Origin of the sequence: Micromonospora sp. NPDC057141 (assembly GCF_042670805.1) — a bacterium.
GTDB lineage: Bacteria > Actinomycetota > Actinomycetes > Mycobacteriales > Micromonosporaceae > Micromonospora.
In genome coordinates this window covers 1-17,141 of record NZ_JBHUVA010000111.1, presented here as the reverse complement: position 1 = coordinate 17,141, position 17,141 = coordinate 1, and the positions used below count along the sequence as shown (strand labels likewise).

10 protein-coding genes are annotated in these 17,141 nt (G+C 72.0%); 6 read left to right on the top strand and 4 right to left on the bottom strand.

What is annotated here, in order from left to right:
- Positions 1-32: 32 nt before the first annotated feature.
- From ACFT41_RS30230 to ACFT41_RS30220, 3 genes are all read right to left on the bottom strand, one after another.
- Positions 33-1,844, bottom strand: coding sequence for a bifunctional metallophosphatase/5'-nucleotidase (locus ACFT41_RS30230; RefSeq protein ID WP_377614071.1), 1,812 nt, complete (start codon positions 1,842-1,844; stop codon positions 33-35).
- A 160-nt stretch (positions 1,845-2,004) separates the two neighbouring features.
- Positions 2,005-2,670, bottom strand: a complete 666-nt coding sequence (locus ACFT41_RS30225; protein ID WP_377589220.1) for a nucleotidyl transferase AbiEii/AbiGii toxin family protein — start codon at positions 2,668-2,670, stop codon at positions 2,005-2,007.
- Entirely contained in the window at positions 2,667-3,062 is a 396-nt protein-coding gene (locus ACFT41_RS30220; RefSeq protein WP_377589219.1) for a hypothetical protein, read from the bottom strand. The genes ACFT41_RS30225 and ACFT41_RS30220 overlap by 4 nt, the downstream gene beginning before the upstream one ends.
- Positions 3,063-3,375: 313 nt before the next feature.
- On the opposite strand from ACFT41_RS30220, the gene ACFT41_RS30215 reads away from it, so the two are divergent.
- The 6 genes from ACFT41_RS30215 (at position 3,376) to ACFT41_RS30190 (ending at position 14,530) form a co-directional block, all read left to right on the top strand.
- Complete coding sequence (locus ACFT41_RS30215) at positions 3,376-4,752, top strand: hypothetical protein (RefSeq protein ID WP_377589218.1); 1,377 nt, start codon at positions 3,376-3,378, stop codon at positions 4,750-4,752.
- 438 nt (positions 4,753-5,190) lie between these two features.
- A complete protein-coding gene (locus ACFT41_RS30210; protein ID WP_377589217.1) occupies positions 5,191-7,653 on the top strand; it encodes a glycosyltransferase in 2,463 nt (820 codons plus the stop codon).
- On the top strand, positions 7,650-9,299 hold the full coding sequence (locus ACFT41_RS30205) for a glycosyltransferase family 39 protein (protein ID WP_377589216.1): 1,650 nt from the start codon (positions 7,650-7,652) through the stop codon (positions 9,297-9,299). The genes ACFT41_RS30210 and ACFT41_RS30205 overlap by 4 nt, the downstream gene beginning before the upstream one ends.
- On the top strand, positions 9,296-10,735 hold the full coding sequence (locus ACFT41_RS30200; protein ID WP_377589215.1) for an alkaline phosphatase family protein: 1,440 nt from the start codon (positions 9,296-9,298) through the stop codon (positions 10,733-10,735). The genes ACFT41_RS30205 and ACFT41_RS30200 overlap by 4 nt, the downstream gene beginning before the upstream one ends.
- Positions 10,732-12,930, top strand: a complete 2,199-nt coding sequence (locus ACFT41_RS30195) for a hypothetical protein (protein WP_377589214.1) — start codon at positions 10,732-10,734, stop codon at positions 12,928-12,930. Before ACFT41_RS30200 ends, ACFT41_RS30195 begins: the two co-directional genes overlap by 4 nt.
- Positions 12,931-12,988: 58 nt before the next feature.
- Positions 12,989-14,530: a DNRLRE domain-containing protein gene (locus ACFT41_RS30190; protein WP_377589213.1), complete on the top strand. Its 1,542-nt coding sequence runs from the start codon at positions 12,989-12,991 to the stop codon at positions 14,528-14,530.
- A 68-nt stretch (positions 14,531-14,598) separates the two neighbouring features.
- Here ACFT41_RS30190 and ACFT41_RS30185 read toward each other — a convergent pair whose 3' ends face one another.
- Positions 14,599-16,872 (bottom strand): ATP-binding cassette domain-containing protein, encoded by a 2,274-nt coding sequence (locus tag ACFT41_RS30185; RefSeq protein ID WP_377589212.1) that lies wholly within the window; start codon positions 16,870-16,872, stop codon positions 14,599-14,601.
- Positions 16,873-17,141 lie beyond the last annotated feature (269 nt).

Below are 17,141 nucleotides of genomic sequence, written 5' to 3'. Positions count from 1 at the left end.
CTCCTCGACCCCGGCCCGCCGACGGGTCACGCTCAGAAGACCGGCACGCCCGCGCGGACCAGCTTCCAGTTCGGCACGAAGAAGTCGGCCGGGTCGATGGTGCCCCGCTCCTGCGCCCAGTCGATGAGCAGCTGGCGGATCTCCTGCTGCGCGTTGTAGACCTGGCTCTTCACGATGCCCGGGAAGTTGCCGCCGCCGCTGCGCCGGTAGTTGTTCACCGCGACCACGAACCGGGCGTCGTCGGCGACCGGGGTGTCGGTGCCGGGCAGCACCAGGCGGGTGATCCGCTGGCCGACCGGCCGGCTGACGTCGATGTCGTAGTCGAGCCCGGAGAACACGTCGTAGTTGTAGTCCGGCACGGCGGGGTCGCTGATCGTCGCCGGATCCACCGGCGCGCCGACCGCGAGGGTCGCGAAGTACTTCGCCGAGTACTCCAGGTAGGCGCGGACCTCGGCGCCGGTGAGGACCACCGCCTCCAGGGTGTTGTCGTAGACGTACAGCCCGGCGACGTCGCGGATGCGCACGTCACCGGCCGGGAAGACCGCCGTGCGGCTGAACGGCGCGGCGATCGACAGCACCGGCAGGCCCGCGTGCTCCGTGCCGGCCAGCGCCGCCGTGACCACCTCGGTCTGGACGTGGTTGATGAAGTCCAGGATCGGGGTGTCCTTGTACCGCGACTCTGCCGCCGACAGCTCCACCGTCGACCGGGCGACCACCGTGTTGACGTACGAGACGGTTTTGGTGTGCTGGCCGCGCACGGCCGCGAGCACCGCCGGGTCCTCGACCACCGTGTTGGTGTTCAGCATGGTCGCGTGCTTCGACACGACCCTCCAGCAGCCCCGCTCCCGGGAGAGGGTGAAGTCCATCCGGGTCAGCCGCTGGCCCCACTTGGACGGCTCGGAGAGCAGCACCTGCGCGCCGGTGCGCGGGTTCGTCACGAACTTCTCGACGACCTCGTTGTGCGCGTGTCCGAAGAGGATCGCGTCGATGCCCGGGACCTGCTCGGCGATCATCGTGCACGGGTTCTCGTTGGGCAGCTCCGGGCCGTAGCTGGAGGTGCCGCTGTCGCCGCCGTGCGCGGAGACGATGACGAGGTCCGCGCCGAGCGCCCGCATCACCGGCACCCACTTCGCGGCGGTCGCCACCATGTCGGTGAAGATCAGCTTGCCCTCGACGTTGCCCTTGTCCCAGATCGCCACGCCCGGGTTGGTCAGGCCGAGGATGCCGACCCTCAGCTTCGGCGCGCCGTGCCCGCCGAGCCGGACCTCCTTGATCACGTACGGCAGGTACGCCGGCTTGCCCGTCGCCTCGTTGACCGCGTTGGCGGCGAGGGCCGGGAAGCCGAGCTGGCCGATCCACTTCGCCAGCAGCGGCAGGCCGTAGTTGAACTCGTGGTTGCCCAGCGTCACCGCGTCGTACTTCAGGATGTTCATCGCGTTCGCCATCGGATGCGTCTCACCGGTGGTGGTGATCGGCTCCTGCTTGGCGTAGTACGTCGCCAGCGGGGTGCCCTGGATCGTGTCGCCCGCGTCGAGGACCAGGGTCGCCCTGCCCTTGCGCTCGGCGCGGATCTGGTTGACCAGGGTGGCCAGCTTCGCGACGCCGACGTCGTTGTGCTTGCTGTCGTCGTACTCGGCGTCCCGGTAGTAGTCCCAGTTGTAGACGTTTCCGTGGGTGTCCGAGGTGCCCAGGACGGTGAGGTCCCAGGTCCTCGGGCCCTTCGACGTCGACGGGTCCTTCGACCCGGCCGCCCGGGCCGGGGCGGCGGCGATCAGGGGCGCGGTCGCGGCGGCGGCCGCGGCGGCCAGCACCTGGCGGCGCGAGGCGCCGGAGGAGGAGGTCATGAGGTGCCTTTCCAGGGGAACGGACGCGCGCCTCGTGGGCGCCGTTGCGCACCATAACGAGCCCTCGTCACTCCTGCCACAGCGGCCCGACGGGTCGCATGTCTGTGGCGTGGGCGCGGGCCTGTCGGGTCGGCGTGGGCCGGCTGCCGCGCGGCGACCGTCAGCGGGGCCAGTCCGCCAGGCGGGCCCGCAGCCGCGCGACCTGCGCCGTGTCCAGCCCGTACCGGGCGAAGCGACGCTCCGGCAGGCGGTCCAGGTAGTGGCCGGCGGCCCGCACGTCCTGCGGGTCCAGCGCGGGGTCGAGCTGCCGGGCCAGGTCGAGCACCTCCGCGACCGAATAGTGCTCGAGGACCGACGCCACGTCGATGAAGTCCCGGACCTCCCGCCGGTTGACCAGCGCCGCCGTCTTGTTGGCCACCAGGTCGCGGACGTCCATCACCGGCCCGAGGTCCATCACCACGGGGCTGCGGTACCGGTCGAGGCGGCCCAGACTCAGCCGGATCCGGCGCGGCCCCCGGCTCACCACGAAGTCCTTCATGTCCCGGTCGAACCCCGCGAACAACTCCGCGAGGTCACTGTCCGGGTCGGCGTCGGTCACCTCGAACCCGGCGTGTTCCAGCGCCGTACGCACCCCGGCCGCCGCCGCAGCGGCCGCCCCCTCGACGTCGGCGAAGAGGTCCACGTCCTCCGTCGGGCGGGAGAACAGCCCGTGCGCGGCCCAGGCGACGCCGCCGCCCAGCACGAACCGGTGCCGCCCGGCGACCGACAGGGCCACCCGGGCGACCTCGCGATAGAAGTCGTCAGGCGGGGCGGCGGCCTCGGTCACGCCGCGGGCAGGGCCCGGCCGCCGGCCCCGGCCGCACGTAGGCCGTAGGCCTCGCCGGACAGGACCTGGTGGCGGCGTTCCCACGCGTCGCGTACCCCACGGGGCAGGTTGAGCAGACACCAGACCTGGCGCAGCAGGTGGCCGTTGACCAACTGGCGCAGATCGGCCGCGCGGGTGGTCTCGCGCAGGACGTTCTCGTACATCCAGAGCAGGTCGTCCGGGTCGCCGAGGTCGAAGGCGCGATCCGGGCTCCACATCAGGCGTACGGGCAGCTCGACGACGCCCCGGGTCGGACCCGTCAGCTCGGTCAGGGTGGCGGTGACGACAGCGGGGCGGCCCGGGCGGGCCAGGAAAGCCCCGCCGGTCGTGGTGGGGGAGACGACGCCCTGCATGGTGTCAGGGTAGCGCCTAGTCCGGCCGGCGCGTCGCGACAGGCGTTGCGCGGCCGGGTCTGATCGACTCCCAGGTCGGCGACATGGCGGTATCAACCGGACGGGACACCCCCATCTGGCCGGCATGAAGTCGATCAACCGGCGTCATGGGATGCCCCGGACCGACGCCGCCCAGACAAGGGGGCCCTCCCCTACCGAAATCGTCAACAAGGGGCCCTTCCTTGGGTTGAGGGCAGTCACGTTCGGCGGCCTGCTGCGTTCTGTCTGGTATCGGGTCGCAGCCTGGGCGATCTACGTCGGTGGGAGTTGGCTGATGTCATGTGCCGCGGTGCTGGTCGTGAGTCTCGTCGCCTGCGGCCAGTTCGTCGCCGGTCCGATTCGACTCGCCGAGCCGGTCCGATCGGATGCGGGCGCCACGGTGTCCCGTCCGACTGTGGGCGACGACTTCTCCCTGGCCATGGTGCCCGGGTCGGCCTCGACGGTGGCCGGAAACCTGGTCCAGGCCACGGTGCGGACGATGGTCACGACCGGGGCGGCGCAGACGGTCTCCCTGATGGCGGGGAACCTGCCGGGGGGAACGACCGCGACCGTGGAACCGGCTGCGGTGCGCTCCGGCGGGTCGGCCGTACTGACCGTGCGGACCTCGGTGTCCACCCGCGCCGGCACGTACGACCTGGTGGTCACCGGTGCCGGCGCGTCGGCCCGGCACACCGTCGTCTTCCGTCTGGTGGTACGGGCTCCGGCGGTGATCAGAGCGGCTTTCTACTACCCGTGGTTCCCGGAGGCGTGGCGGCAGCAGGGCCTGGACCCGTTCACCAACTATGTGCCGGCCCGGGGCCGGTACACGGTCGAGGAATCGGTGGTGCGGGCCCAGGTCGCGGACATGAGGTACGGCGGGATCACCTTGGGTATCGCGTCGTGGTTCGGCCGGGGCACGGTGACGGACCGGCGGTGGCCGGCGATGGTCCGGGCAGCTCAGGGGACCGGGTTCGGCTGGGCGCCCTACTACGAGCCGGAGGGCACGTCCGACCCGACGCCCGAACGCATCGCCGACGACCTGCACTATCTTCGGGCCACCTACGGTGGGCAGGGCTCCGCGCTCGCCGTGCTGCCCGACCGGGGCATGCCCGTCTTCGTGTACAACGCCGGGGACCTGACGACCGCGCAGGGCTGCGCCACGGTTGACCGCTGGAACCAGGCCCGGTCGCTGCTCCAGCGGCGGTTCGGGGAGACCGTCCACGTCAACCTGAAGGTCTTCTCCGGCTACTCGGGCTGTTCCGGGACGGCGGGGGTGGCGGGGTGGCACCAGTACGGACCGGCCCGGGCGGAGCACGACTTCAGCGGCGCCCCCGGCGAGGGGTCGTACACCGTTTCGCCGGGGTTCTGGAAGGCCGGGTTGCCGTACGGCCAGGCGCCGTTCCTGTCCCGGGACCGGGCGCGCTGGCGGGCGGGGCTGGCCCGGATGAACGCCTCGGGGGCGCCGTGGCAGCTGGTGACGAGCTACAACGAGTGGGGCGAGGGGACCGCGATCGAAAGTTCCCGGGGATGTCGCAGCCCTGCCCCGGCGGGAGCGTGGTGCGACTGGAGCGGTGCCGGCCGGTCCGACTTCATCAGCGATCTGCACGACCAGCTACCTTCGACACAGGGCGTCGGCGTCGTCGGGTCGGGCCACGCGGTGGCCGTCCCCTGACCGTCTCCGCACCGATGTCGCTTCGCCGATCCAGGCAACGCGTCTTTGATTGAATCTGGCCGCGACGCCGAACGGGAATTCGTTTCCTGTTCGGCGTCGCGGTGTTTCTGTGGAAGTTTCGTGAACCTGGCGCGGTGGAAGCGGGTCGAAGGAATGTGCGACCTCCCAGCTCGACCTGCACTGCAGGCTTGGGTTTCGTAAATCGGATATCTCCATGCGCGTAATGGCTATGTCTATTTTTTGACTGTTCAGGCATTGGACCTCTCGTGGTCATTCCCCATAACCTCTCCCGTATCCGAGCGAACTTATAAGGCCGGCGGAATCCGCTGGCACTGCACTGCGTACGTGAATCGCTTTCCTGCATTCATCTGCCGTTTCTCCCAATGACTGTGAATGGCTCCGGGCTTGCTCGGGAACCGGGGCCTGGAGAGGTTCCCCATGATCGGACACGGGCCGGACGCCCGCGCACGGCAAGCCGTCGGAGAAGACGCCGTACCGCGGCCACGCGAGCTGCGCGCACCGGACGCTTCGCCGCCGCCCCGGCTGACCGTCATCGTGCCGACCCGCAACGAGGCGGAGAACATCCCCGTGCTGATGGCACGCCTCGACCCGCTGCTGGTGCCCCTGCGGGCGGAGCTGCTGTTCGTCGACGACAGCACCGACGGCACCGACGGGGTGATCGCCGCGGCGTCCGCCGCCGCCCCGGTGCCGGTACGGATGCTGCACCGGCCGCCGGAGGCGCGGGCCGGCGGCCTGGGCGGCGCGGTCCTGCTCGGCGTCCGGCACGCCCGAGGCGAGTGGGTGCTCGTCATGGACGCGGACCTGCAGCACCCGCCGGAGTCGGCCGCGACGCTCGCGGCGGTCGCCATGCGGCACGACGTCGACGTCGTGATCGGCACCCGGTACGCCGGCAAGGGCTCCACCGCAGGCCTGGACGGCCCGCTGCGGGAGGTCACCTCGTCGGCGGCCACCCGACTGGTGAAAGCCATGTTCCCCCGCCGGCTGGCGACGGTGAGCGACCCGATGAGCGGCCTCTTCGCGTTCCGGCGCGCGGCCGTGCGGCTGGACCGGATGAACCCGCTCGGCTTCAAGGTGCTGCTGGAGCTGCTGGTCCGGCACCCGGGCGCGCGGGTCGCCGAGGTCGCGTACGAGATGGCGCCCCGGCACGAGGGCCGGTCCAAGGCGTCCCTGCGGGAGGGGATGACGTTCCTGCGGCACCTGTCGCGGCTGCGCGGCCGGCGACTGGTCGGGCAGATCCGGCACCGTCCGCGCACCCCGGCCGACCGGCTGCGCCAGCTCGTCCGGATGATCTGCTTCGGGCTGGTCGGGCTCTCCGGGATGGTGGTGAACACCGCCGCGCTCTGGTTCTTCTACGAACCCGCCAAGCTGCACCATCTCCTCGGCGCGGCGCTGGCCACCCAGCTGTCCACCTCGTGGAACTTCCTGCTGGTGGACAACCTGATCTACCGGCGGACGCGCACCGGTTCCCTGCCCGCCCGGGCGGTGCGGTTCTTCCTGCTCAACAACGTCCTGCTGCTGCTGCGGCTGCCCGTGTTGCAGGCCCTGGTATTCGCGGGCGTCGGGGTGCTGGTGGCGAACGCGGCGACCCTGGTGGCGCTGTTCCTGGTCCGCTTCCTCGTCAACGACCAGGTCATCTACGCGGCGCTGGACCGCGGCCGGCGCGACCCGGTCCGGCTGCTGATCGCCTCCGGCGCCGCCGAGGAGGTCACCCCGCCGTCACGCCATCGCTACCAGTACCTCAAGTACCGGTACGACGTGGCCGGGGTGGTGACCATCGGGTCCCAGATCATGCTGCCCGAGCTGGAGTTCTTCCGGGCCCAGTGGGTCGCCGACGCCGACGTGGACATCGCGGTGCGGGTCAGCGACGTCGGCGGGCGGGGCCCGCAGCGCCGCGCCGCGATGACCCAGTACGCCGACCGGTCGGTCCTGCGCTACGAGGAGCAGCTCGGCCGTCTGGGCGCGAACTTCCGCATCCAGCTCGGCTCACCCATCGAGATCCAGGTCGGCCCGTTGCTGGCCCGGTCCCCGCACGTGGTCTACACGAACATCGTCGAGGCGCTGCTGCGGTTCGTGATGGTCGCCCGTGGCCACATGCTGCTGCACTCCGCGTGCGTGACCCTCGACGGCGTCGGGGTGATGCTCTCCGCGCTCACCGACACCGGCAAGACCGCCACCGTGCTGCGGCTGCTGCGCGACCACGGCGGGCTGTTCCTCTCCGACGACATGACGATCGTGCGGCCCGACGGCACCGCGACGTGCTTCCCCAAGCCGCTGACCATCAGCGCGCACACCCTGCGGGCCGTGCAGGCGCAGGACCTGACGCCCCGGGAGTGGCGGCGGCTGCAGTTGCAGAGCCGGCTGCACTCCAAGGGCGGCCGGTCGCTGGCGCTGACCCTGGCCCGGTTCAACCTGCCGATCATGGGCATCAACGCCGTCACCCAGCTGCTGGTGCCGCCGCCGAAGTACAGCGTCGACCGGTTGGTGCCCTGCCGCATCGGCACCACGGCCCGGGTCGAGGAGCTCTTCGTCATCGAGCGCGGCCGGCCCGCGATCAGCGAACTCGACCACGACGAGACGGTGACCCGGATGATCCGCAACACCGACGACGCGTACGGCTTCCCGCCCTTCCGGTATCTCGCGCCGTCGCTGGTCATCGACGGCCTGCACTACCCGGAGCTGCGGGCCCGGGAGCAGGAGATCCTGGCCGCCTTCCTGTCCCACGTGCGCAGCCGGGTCATCGTCTCCGACCGGTTCGGCTGGGCCGACGACATTCCCCGGCTGCTGCGCGGCGAGCGCGGCGGGGCGCCGACCCAGGTCGTGCCCGCCCAGGCGTGGCCGCGCTGGAGCGGGGACCTGACGGCCGCCGGGGAGCCCGCGTGAGCGTGTCGGACGCGGCCACGGCCGTCCTGCCGGGCCAGCGCCGCGGCCGTCCGGACGGCCCGGCCCGCCGCCGGTTCCCGCCGCCGGTGGCGTGGCTGTCGACGGTGAGGCGCGGGCGGTGGCCGGCGGCCGCCGCGCTGACCGCGATCGCCGGGCTGGCCCTGCTCGTCCGGGCCTGGCGGATCGACTTCTTCGGATTCAACAGCGACGAGGTGGTGTACGCGGGGCAGGCCGCCGCTCTGGCCGGCAACCCCGGCTACACCGACCTGTTCCCGGTGTTCCGGGCGCACCCGATGCTGTTCCAGGCGCTGCTGTCCCCGCTGTTCCGCGCCGGCGAGGCGGGCATGACCGGCCGCTGGGTCGTCGCGGTGATCGGGGTGCTCACCGTCCTGGCGGTGTACCCGCTCGGGGCCCGCCTCTACGGCCGCCGGGTCGGGCTGGTCGCGGCGCTGCTGCTCGCCGTGATGCCGTACCACGTGATCGTGACCCGGCAGATCCTGCTGGACGGGCCGATGGTGCTGCTCAGCACGCTGACGCTCTACTGCATGGTCCGCTACGTCCAGCGGCAGCAGCTGGCCTGGTACGTGGCCACCGCCGGGATGCTCGGCCTCACCATGCTGGCCAAGGAGACCAGTGCCGTGCTGGCCGGCAGCGTCTACGCGTTCCTGGCGCTCACCCCGGGCGTGCGGCGGCCGGTGCGGGCCACGCTGCTGGCCCTGCCGGCGCTCGTGGTCGTCTTCGCGGCCCACCCCGTCTCCCAGTCCCTGGCCGGGCGGTCGGACAGCGGCCGCAACTACCTGGTCTGGCAGCTGTTCCGCCGGCCCAACCATCCGATGTCGTTCTACCTGGAGAACGTGCCGACGGCGATCGGGGTGCTGCTGCTCGTCGCCGCCGCCGGGGGCCTCTGGTGGGCCCGGCGGCGAAACGGTTGGCGGGAGACGTTGCTGCTGTCGTGGATCGCCGTGCCGGTGGTGTTCTTCCAGCTCTGGCCGGTCAAGGGCTTCCAGTACCTGCTGCCGGTGGTGGTGCCGGTGGCGCTGCTCGGCGCGCGGGCCCTGGTGCTGCTGCCGGTGCCGGTGCCGGCGCGGCTGCGCCTGCCCGGCCGGGGCGGTTCCGCCCGCCCGGTGCCGGCCCGGGCCGGCCGGCTGGTCCGGCTGGCCGCCGTCGCCCTGGTCGCGGGCACCCTGGCGGCCTCGTCCTGGGACGCGGTCAGCCATCAGGGGCGGGCGACGTTCCTCGCCGGCTCCGGCGGCGTGCCGGGCGGCCGGGAGGCGGGCCGCTGGATCACCGCGCACACCCCGGAGGGCTCGGTGATCCTCACCCTGGGCCCCTCGATGTCGAACATCGTGCGGTTCTACAGCCAGCGGCAGAGCTACGGCCTGTCGGTGAGCCCGAACCCGTTGCACCGCAACCCGTCCTACGTGCCGCTGCACAACCCGGACGGGTGGCTGCGCAACAACAATCTGCACTACGTCGTGTGGGACTCGTTCTCCGCGCGGCGGTCCCCCTTCTTCGCCGACCGGCTGATGACGCTCGTCCGCCGGTACCACGGCCGGGTCGTGCACACCGAGTACGTCGGGACTCCCGACGCCTCGGGTCGCGTGACGCCGGTGCCCGTGGTGGTCGTCTACGAGGTGCGTCCATGATCCGTCCGACCCCCGTCCCGCCGTCCGCCGCCGCGTCGCGGTGGTCCCGCCGGACGTCGCTCGTCGCGCTGCTGGCGTGTCTGGCCCTGCCGGCCTGGCCGTCGGCGGCGCTGGCCCGACCCGCCCCGACCCCGAGCGCGTCAGCCCCGACCCCGAGCGCGCCGGCTGTGCCGACGCCGGGGCCGGCGTCGCGCACGACCACGCCCATCGAGCACTTCATCTTCCTCATGCAGGAGAACCACACGTTCGACAACTACTTCGGCACCCGGCCCGGCGTCGACGGGTTCCCGAAGGACGTCTGCATGCCGGTGAAGCGGGGCGTGCCGGAGCCCTGCGTCACCCCGTTCCACATCGGCAAGCTCGGCGCGATCGACCTGGACCACTCCGCCGAGGCGTTCCGCACCCAGTACAACGGGGGCCGGATGGACGGCTTCGTCGAGGGGGTGAGCAAGCAGGGCAAGGACGGCCGGATGGCGATGGCCTACTACGACGAGCGGAACCTGCCCTACTACTGGAACGTCGCCGACGAGTACGTGCTCTTCGACCGCTTCTTCAGTTCCTCCAACTCCGGCAGCATCCGCAACCACATGTACCGGGTGACCGGCGGGCCGGGCGCCGCCGGCAAGGCCGAGACCATCCCGGCGCAGGGCTGGGGGGACATCCCCACCATCTTCGACCGGCTGGAGGCGGCCGGGATCAGCTGGAAGTTCTACGTGCAGAACTACGACCCGACGATCACCTTCCGGTCCCGGGTGGAGGAGGAGAACATCGACCGGGGCGCGCAGGTGATCTGGGTGCCCCTGCTCGCGTACGCCCGCTACGTCGACGACCCCCGGCTGTCCAGCAAGATCGTCGACCTGGACGAGTACTACGCCGACGCCGCCCGGGGCGACCTGCCCGCCGTGTCCTTCATCGCCCCGTCCGGCAACAGCGAACACCCGCCCGGCAACATCGGCTCCGGCCAGAACCTCGTCCGGGCGCTGCTCACCCAGCTCATGCGCTCCCCGGACTGGTCGTCGTCGGCGTTCCTGTGGTCCTACGACGACTGGGGCGGCTGGTACGACCACGTCACCCCGCCCCAGGTCGACCGCTACGGCTACGGCTTCCGGGTGCCGGCGCTGCTGGTCAGCCCGTACGCCCGCCGGGGGTACGTCGACTCGACCACCCTCGACTTCACCTCTGCCCTGAAGTTCATCGAGGTCAACTGGGGGGTGAAGCCGCTGGCCAGTCGGGATGCGAAGGCGCAGACCTTCCTGGGCGCGTTCGACTTCGCCGCGCCGCCGCGCCCCGGCGTGCTGCTCAGCGCCGAGCGGGTGCCGGTGGCGTTGCATCGCCCCGATCCCCGGCCGGTCTACGCCTCGTACGCCCTCGCGGTCGGCCTGGTCGCGGCGCTGGTCGCGGCGGCGGCGCTGCGCGCCCGGCGGAGGCACCGGTGAGCGCCCGGCGGCTGCTGCCGCTGCTGCTCGGCGTGCTGGCGGTGCTGCTCCTGCCGGCCCCCGCCGTCGCCGCGCCCGCCTCCGCGCTGCCCGGCACCCTGAAGATCCAGATGGTCCCGCCGATCAAGGGCGTGGTGGTCACCGTCGACGGCAACACGGCCCGCTCCGACCCCAAGGGGATGCTGCGCGTACGGGTGCGCAACTTCACCGGCCTGGACCAGCGGTTCACGGTGGTGCCCACCGAGGTCGGCCCGGACCGTCGGGTGCTGCTCGACCGGTTCCGGGGCAGCCTCGACCACGGGGTGCACAGCCGCACCGTGGAGGTGGGGCTGCGCACGGTGCGCCGCGTCTCGTGGCGCTACGCCGACCGCGACGGCGCTGCGGTCCCGGTCGAGCGGGTGACCGAGATGCGGCTGCGCAGCAACACCGGCGAGGTGATCGAGCTGACCGGGGCGGACCTGGCCCGGCCGCTCTGGGTCGCCGAGAGCCGCACCCAGCAGGGCCCGCGGGGCCTGGCCTCCAAGCAGCTCTACTACGTGGTGGACACCGTCATGGTCGACGGCACCTCGGTGGTGAACCGGGCCGGCCACAAGTTCGTCCCCTGGGAACGTCAGGACTGGCTGATCGAGCTGCTCTTCTTCAGGGTGTCCTTCTCCGCCAGCGACATGTTCTTCGCCCGGCGGGCCGGCGACGGCATCCAACTCACCCGGGCCGACGGGCGGGTGCAGCGGCTGCCGTTCGCGGCCGACGGCACCGTCCTGGTGCCCGACCTGCCCCGGGGCACCTACACGGTGACCGTGCTGGGTGGCGGGGTCTCCTTCGGGCGGCCGGTGAGCGTCAGCCGGGACCAGCAGGTGATGCTCAGCGTGATCACCGTCGTCGACCTGGCGTTGGTGGTGCTCGGCGTGCTCGGCGTCGCGGTCGGCCTGGTCCTGGTGGGCCGGCCGGCGCTGCGGCGGCGGCTGCGGGCCCTGCTGCCCCGCCGGGCGCGCCCGTCGCGCCAGCGGGCCGGCCGGTGGCGTCGGCCGCTGCGGGTGGGGCTCGGGTCCGTCCTGGCGCTGCTGCTGGTGGCCGCCGTCGTCGGCGTGGTCGCGTCGCGGCCCGCCCGGGCGGCGGGCGGACCCGCGCCGGCCACGCCCGCCGCCGGGCCGGTGCCGGTCCTCGCCCACTACTACATCTGGTTCAATCCGACCTCGTGGAACCGGGCGAAGGTCGACTACCCGCAGCTCGGGCGATACTCCAGCGACGATACCGAGATCATGCGGCGGCACGTGCGGATGGCCAAGGCGGCCGGGGTGACCGGCTTCCTGGTCTCCTGGAAGCACACGCCGCAGCTCGACGCCCGGCTGGCCAAGCTGGTCGAGGTGGCCCGGGCGGAGGACTTCCGGCTCGGCATCGTCTACCAGGGGCTCGACTTCAGCCGCAAGCCCCTGCCCCTGGCCACCGTCCGCACCGACCTCGACCTCTTCGCCGACCGGTACGCCACCGACGCGGTCTTCGACGTCTTCGACAAGCCGGTGGTGATCTGGAACGGCAGCGACCGGTTCACCACCGCGGAGGTCGCCGACACCGTCCGCGCCGCACGGCAGCGGCTGCTGGTCCTCGGCGCCGCCAAGTCCACCGAGGAGGTGGCGACGTACGGCACGGCGCTCGACGGCCACGCGTACTACTGGTCGTCGGCGGATCCGGTCGACGGCCGCACCCGGGACCGGCTGACCGCGATGTCCCGGGCGGTGCACCTGCACGGCGGGCTGTGGATCGCCCCGGTCGCCCCGGGGTTCGACGCCCGCCAGCTCGGCGGGCGACGGGAGGTGGCCCGCCGTGACGGCGAGACGTTGCGCGCGTCCTTCGCCGCGGCGCGGCTGTCCCAACCCGACGCGCTCGGCGTGATCAGTTGGAACGAGTTCAGCGAGAACACCCATGTCGAACCGAGCGAGCGGTTCGGCGCGAGATACCTGGAGGTGCTGGCGGAACTGCTGGGCGTCGACATCGACCACGACGTGGCGATGGACAGCCAGCAGGCGCACGACGACCACTGGGGCCTGCCCGCCTGGGGCGCCGTGGTGGCCAGCGGCGGCGTACTCGCTCTGCTGCCGCTGTGGGTGTTCCTCCGCCGCCGGCGCTCGCCGGGCGGCGCGGTGCCACCGGCGCAGCGTGGCGCCGACCACGACGCGGAGGCGCCTGTGGACAGCTGACGGGGCGGTGCCCCGACCCGGGCGTCGCCCCGACCTCGTGTATGGGGCTGGAGGAGTCATGACAAGTGAACACCGGACCGTAGCGGGCCGCGTGGTGGCCGTCCTGCTGCTGGTGGGCGCGGCCCTGGTGGGCCTCGCCGCATCGGCTGCGGCGGCCGCCCTGCCCCCGGTGGCCGACGCCACCGTGGACGCCGACCACCCCACCCGCAACTACGGCGGCGCCGTCTCGCTGCGGGTCGACGGCTCGCCGAGCCAGGTCGCGTACCTGCGCTTCGAGGTCACCGGTGCCGGGTCGGAGCCGTCGGCGGTGCTGCGCCTGTACGTCGAGACCGCGAGCAGCACCGGGCTGAGCGTGCGCGGTGTCTCCGACGACGACTGGCGGGAGGACACGCTGACCTACCAGAACGCCCCGCCGATCGGTCCGGTCGTCGCCAGCAGCGGACCGACCGCCGCCGACACGTGGCTCTCCGTCGACGTGTCGGCGTTGATCACCGGGGACGGGCCGCTGACCCTGGCGCTCACCACGACCAACGACACCGGCTTCCGGCTCACCAGCCGGGAGGGGACGGGGACCCGCAGGCCGCAACTGGTCGTCCCCGCGCCGCCGAACCCGTCGCCGTACACGATCAGTCGGACCGGGTCCACCAGCTACAGCGCCGTGTCCGAGGTGACGGGGCAGACCTGGACCGGCAGCCTCAAGAGCGTGGTGGAGAGCGCGGCGGCGGACGTGAACCGGCTCGGCGGCGGCACGATCGCGTTCACCGCCGGCACGTTCGACCTGGGCGCGGAGTTCTTCAAGCTGGAGGGCCTGCGCAACGTCACCTTCGCCGGCGCGGGGATGGACCTGACGCTGATCCGCAACTTCAGCTCCGCCGCCGCGGACACGGAGCCGTTCAACACCAAGGGGATGGACCGCGGGGTGGTCCGGGACCTCACCGTGTCGGCCGGCGGCCCGCCCCGCACCACCAGTGACGCCCTCGACTTCGACGACGGCAACAACATGCTGGTGGAACGGGTGCGGGTGACCGCGTCGAGGGGGCGGGGCATCATCTTCGACGGCAAGAACCAGAGCTGGACCTCGATGGGCAACACGGTGCGCGACTGCCAGGTCAGCGGCACCGCCAGCGACGGCATCGAGCTGCTGGCCACCAGCGGGGACACCGTCACCGGCTGCGTGATCACCGACGTGGGCGGGCACGGGGTGCAGGTCAACCGGTCCTCGCCGACCGCCGACCAGCCCAACAAGACCGCCGACGACAACGTCGTCAGCGGCAACCGGATCGACCAGGCCGGCCAGGACGGGATCAACGTCGACGGCGGCAACGACAACCACCTCGTCGACAACCATGTCACCAACAGCTCCGACGACACCGCCGGCCGCGACGGCATCCGGATCACCACGGCCACGTCGGTGCCCTGCTCCGGCAACGTCGTCAGCGGCAACGTGGCCACCGACACCCAGGCCGTGAAGACCCAGCGGTACGGGCTGAACATCGCCACCTCGGGCTGCGTGGCCACGGTCGTCGGGCCGGGCAACAACTTCACCGGCAACCTGTCCGGGGCGATCCGGGACGCCGGGACCGGGACGATCTACCGGTAGCCTGCGCCCCTGGCGAGGGGCGGGTCGGGTCCACCACGGCCGACGGCGGCGGAGGACCCGATCCGGCCTCACCGGTCGACGTACTCGCGCAGGTGGGTGGCGGTGCGGGTGTCCCCGCGCGCGACCAGGTCGGCCGGGGTGCCGGTGAACACGATCCGGCCGCCGTCGTGGCCGGCACCCGGGCCGAGGTCGATGATCCAGTCCGCGTGCGCCAGCACCGCCTGGTGGTGCTCGATGACGACCACGGTGTTGCCGGCGTCGACCAGCCGGTCCAGCAGGGCCAGCAGTTTGTCGACGTCGGCCAGGTGCAGGCCGGTGGTGGGCTCGTCCAGCACGTAGGTGTGCGCCTTCTCGCCCATGTGGATGGCCAGCTTGAGCCGTTGCCGCTCGCCCCCGGAGAGGGTGGTCAGCGGTTGGCCGAGGCCGAGATAGCCCAGGCCGACGTCGGCCAGGTGGTCCAGCACCGACCGGGCCGGCCCGCTCGGGAAGAAGTTCCGCGCCTCGGTCACCGACATGCCGAGCACCTCGCTGATGTTCTTTCCCCGCAGCGTGTACGCGAGCACCTGCGGGGTGAACCGGCGGCCCTCGCACTCCTCGCACACCGAGGCGACCCCGGCCATCATCGCGAGGTCGGTGTAGACGACGCCGATGCCTTTGCAGTTCGGGCAGGCGCCCTCGGAGTTGGCGCTGAACAGGGCCGGCTTGACCTTGTTGGCCCTGGCGAAGGCGGCCCGGACCGGGTCGAGCAGGCCGGTGTAGGTGGCCGGGTTGCTGCGCCGGGAACCGCGGATGGCGGACTGGTCGACGACCACCACCCCCTCGCGGCGGGGCAGCGAGCCGTGGATCAGCGAACTCTTGCCGGAGCCGGCCACGCCGGTGACCACGGTCAGCACGCCGAGCGGCACGTCCACGTCGACGTCGCGCAGGTTGTGCAGGTCGGCGCCGCGGACCGGCAGGTGCCCGGTGGGCGTACGGACGCGCTCCCGCAGGCGTGCCCGGTGGTCCAGGTGCCGGCCCGTCAGACAGTCGGCGCGGCGCAACCCGGCGACGTCGCCGGTGTAGCAGATCCGGCCGCCGTCCGGGCCGGCCCCCGGGCCGAGGTCGACCACGTGGTCGGCGATCGCGATCGTCTCCGGCTTGTGCTCCACCACCAGCACCGTGTTGCCCTTGTCCCGCAGGCGCAGCAGCAGGCCGTTCATCCGGGCGATGTCGTGCGGGTGCAGGCCGACCGTCGGCTCGTCGAAGACGTACGTGACGTCGGTGAGGCTGGAGCCGAGGTGCCGGACCATCTTGACCCGCTGGGCCTCACCGCCGGAGAGGGTGCCCGACTCGCGGTCGAGGCTGAGGTAGCCCAGGCCGATCTCGACCAGCGAGTCCAGCAGCTCCCGCAGGTTGCCCACCAGCGGCGCCACCGACGGGTCGTCGATGCCCCGCACGAACGCGGCGAGGTCGCTGATCTGCATCGCGCTGCACTCGGCGATGTTGCGGCCGGCGATCCGCGCGGACAGAGCGGCCCGGTTGAGCCGGGTGCCGTCGCAGCCGCCGCAGGTCGTGAACGTCACCGCCCGCTCGACGAACGCCTTGATGTGCGGCTGCGTCGGCTCCTTGTCCTTGCTCAGGTAGAGCCGGCGAACCTTCACCACCAGCCCCTCGTACGTGAGGGTCTGGGCGCCGATCTTCATCTTGGTGGCCGGCTTGTGCAGGAAGTCCTGCCACTGCTGCGGGGTGAAGTCCTGGAGCTTGACGTCGGGGTCGAACAGGCCGGAGCCGACGATGGTCTGCCAGTACCAGGAGTCGACCGTGAAGTTCGGCACGGTGATCGCCCCGTCGTTGAGGGAGCGCTCCACGTCGACCAACTGGTTGACGTCCAGGTCGGAGACCCGGCCGAGCCCTTCGCAGGTGGGGCACATCCCCTCGGCGAGGTTGAAGCTGAAGGCGCCGGCCGACCCGACGTGCGGCTGCCCCAGCCGGCTGAAGACGATGCGCAGCATCGCGTACGCGTCGGTCGCGGTGCCGACGGTGGACCGCGTGTTCGCCCCCATCCGCTCCTGGTCGACGACGATCGCGGCGCTGAGGTTGCGCAGCGAGTCGACGTCCGGCCGGGACAGGCTGGGCATGAACGACTGGAGGAAGGCGCTGTACGTCTCGTTGATCATCCGCTGTGACTCGGCGGCGATGGTGCCGAACACGAGCGACGACTTCCCCGAGCCGGAGACCCCGGTGAAGACGGTGAGGCGGCGCTTGGGTATGTCCACCGAGACGGACGCGAGGTTGTTCTCGCGGGCGCCGCGCACCTCGATCATGTCGTGGCTGTCGGCGATGAACCGTTCTGGCTGCTGCATGCGGACCTTTCACGCGATCGGCGGGCAGGGCGACCCCGACCGGCGGAAGCCTCCGGGGCCCGGTCGATTCCATTGTCTCATTCGACCGATGTTGAAGACCCCGTGGACGATCCAGCGTGCTCCAGCAGCAATGCGCGGCGAAAAGCCTCAAACGCGAGTACGCGACGGTGCCGGCGGCCTCCAGGCGCGGCCGCATCGAGCCTGGCGGGGTGCCGGAGTCCGGCCGGTGGTGAGGCGGGAACAGGAAGCGGGCCCCGCCCGGTGGGGGC

Coding starts and splice junctions, on each gene's coding strand:
- ACFT41_RS30190 (WP_377589213.1), top strand. CDS start 12,989: ATGACAAGTGAACACCGGACCGTAGCGGGCCGCGTGGTGGCCGTCCTG.
- ACFT41_RS30185 (WP_377589212.1), bottom strand. CDS start 16,872: ATGCAGCAGCCAGAACGGTTCATCGCCGACAGCCACGACATGATCGAG.
- ACFT41_RS30215 (WP_377589218.1), top strand. CDS start 3,376: ATGTCATGTGCCGCGGTGCTGGTCGTGAGTCTCGTCGCCTGCGGCCAG.
- ACFT41_RS30210 (WP_377589217.1), top strand. CDS start 5,191: ATGATCGGACACGGGCCGGACGCCCGCGCACGGCAAGCCGTCGGAGAA.
- ACFT41_RS30200 (WP_377589215.1), top strand. CDS start 9,296: ATGATCCGTCCGACCCCCGTCCCGCCGTCCGCCGCCGCGTCGCGGTGG.
- ACFT41_RS30220 (WP_377589219.1), bottom strand. CDS start 3,062: ATGCAGGGCGTCGTCTCCCCCACCACGACCGGCGGGGCTTTCCTGGCC.
- ACFT41_RS30230 (WP_377614071.1), bottom strand. CDS start 1,844: ATGACCTCCTCCTCCGGCGCCTCGCGCCGCCAGGTGCTGGCCGCCGCG.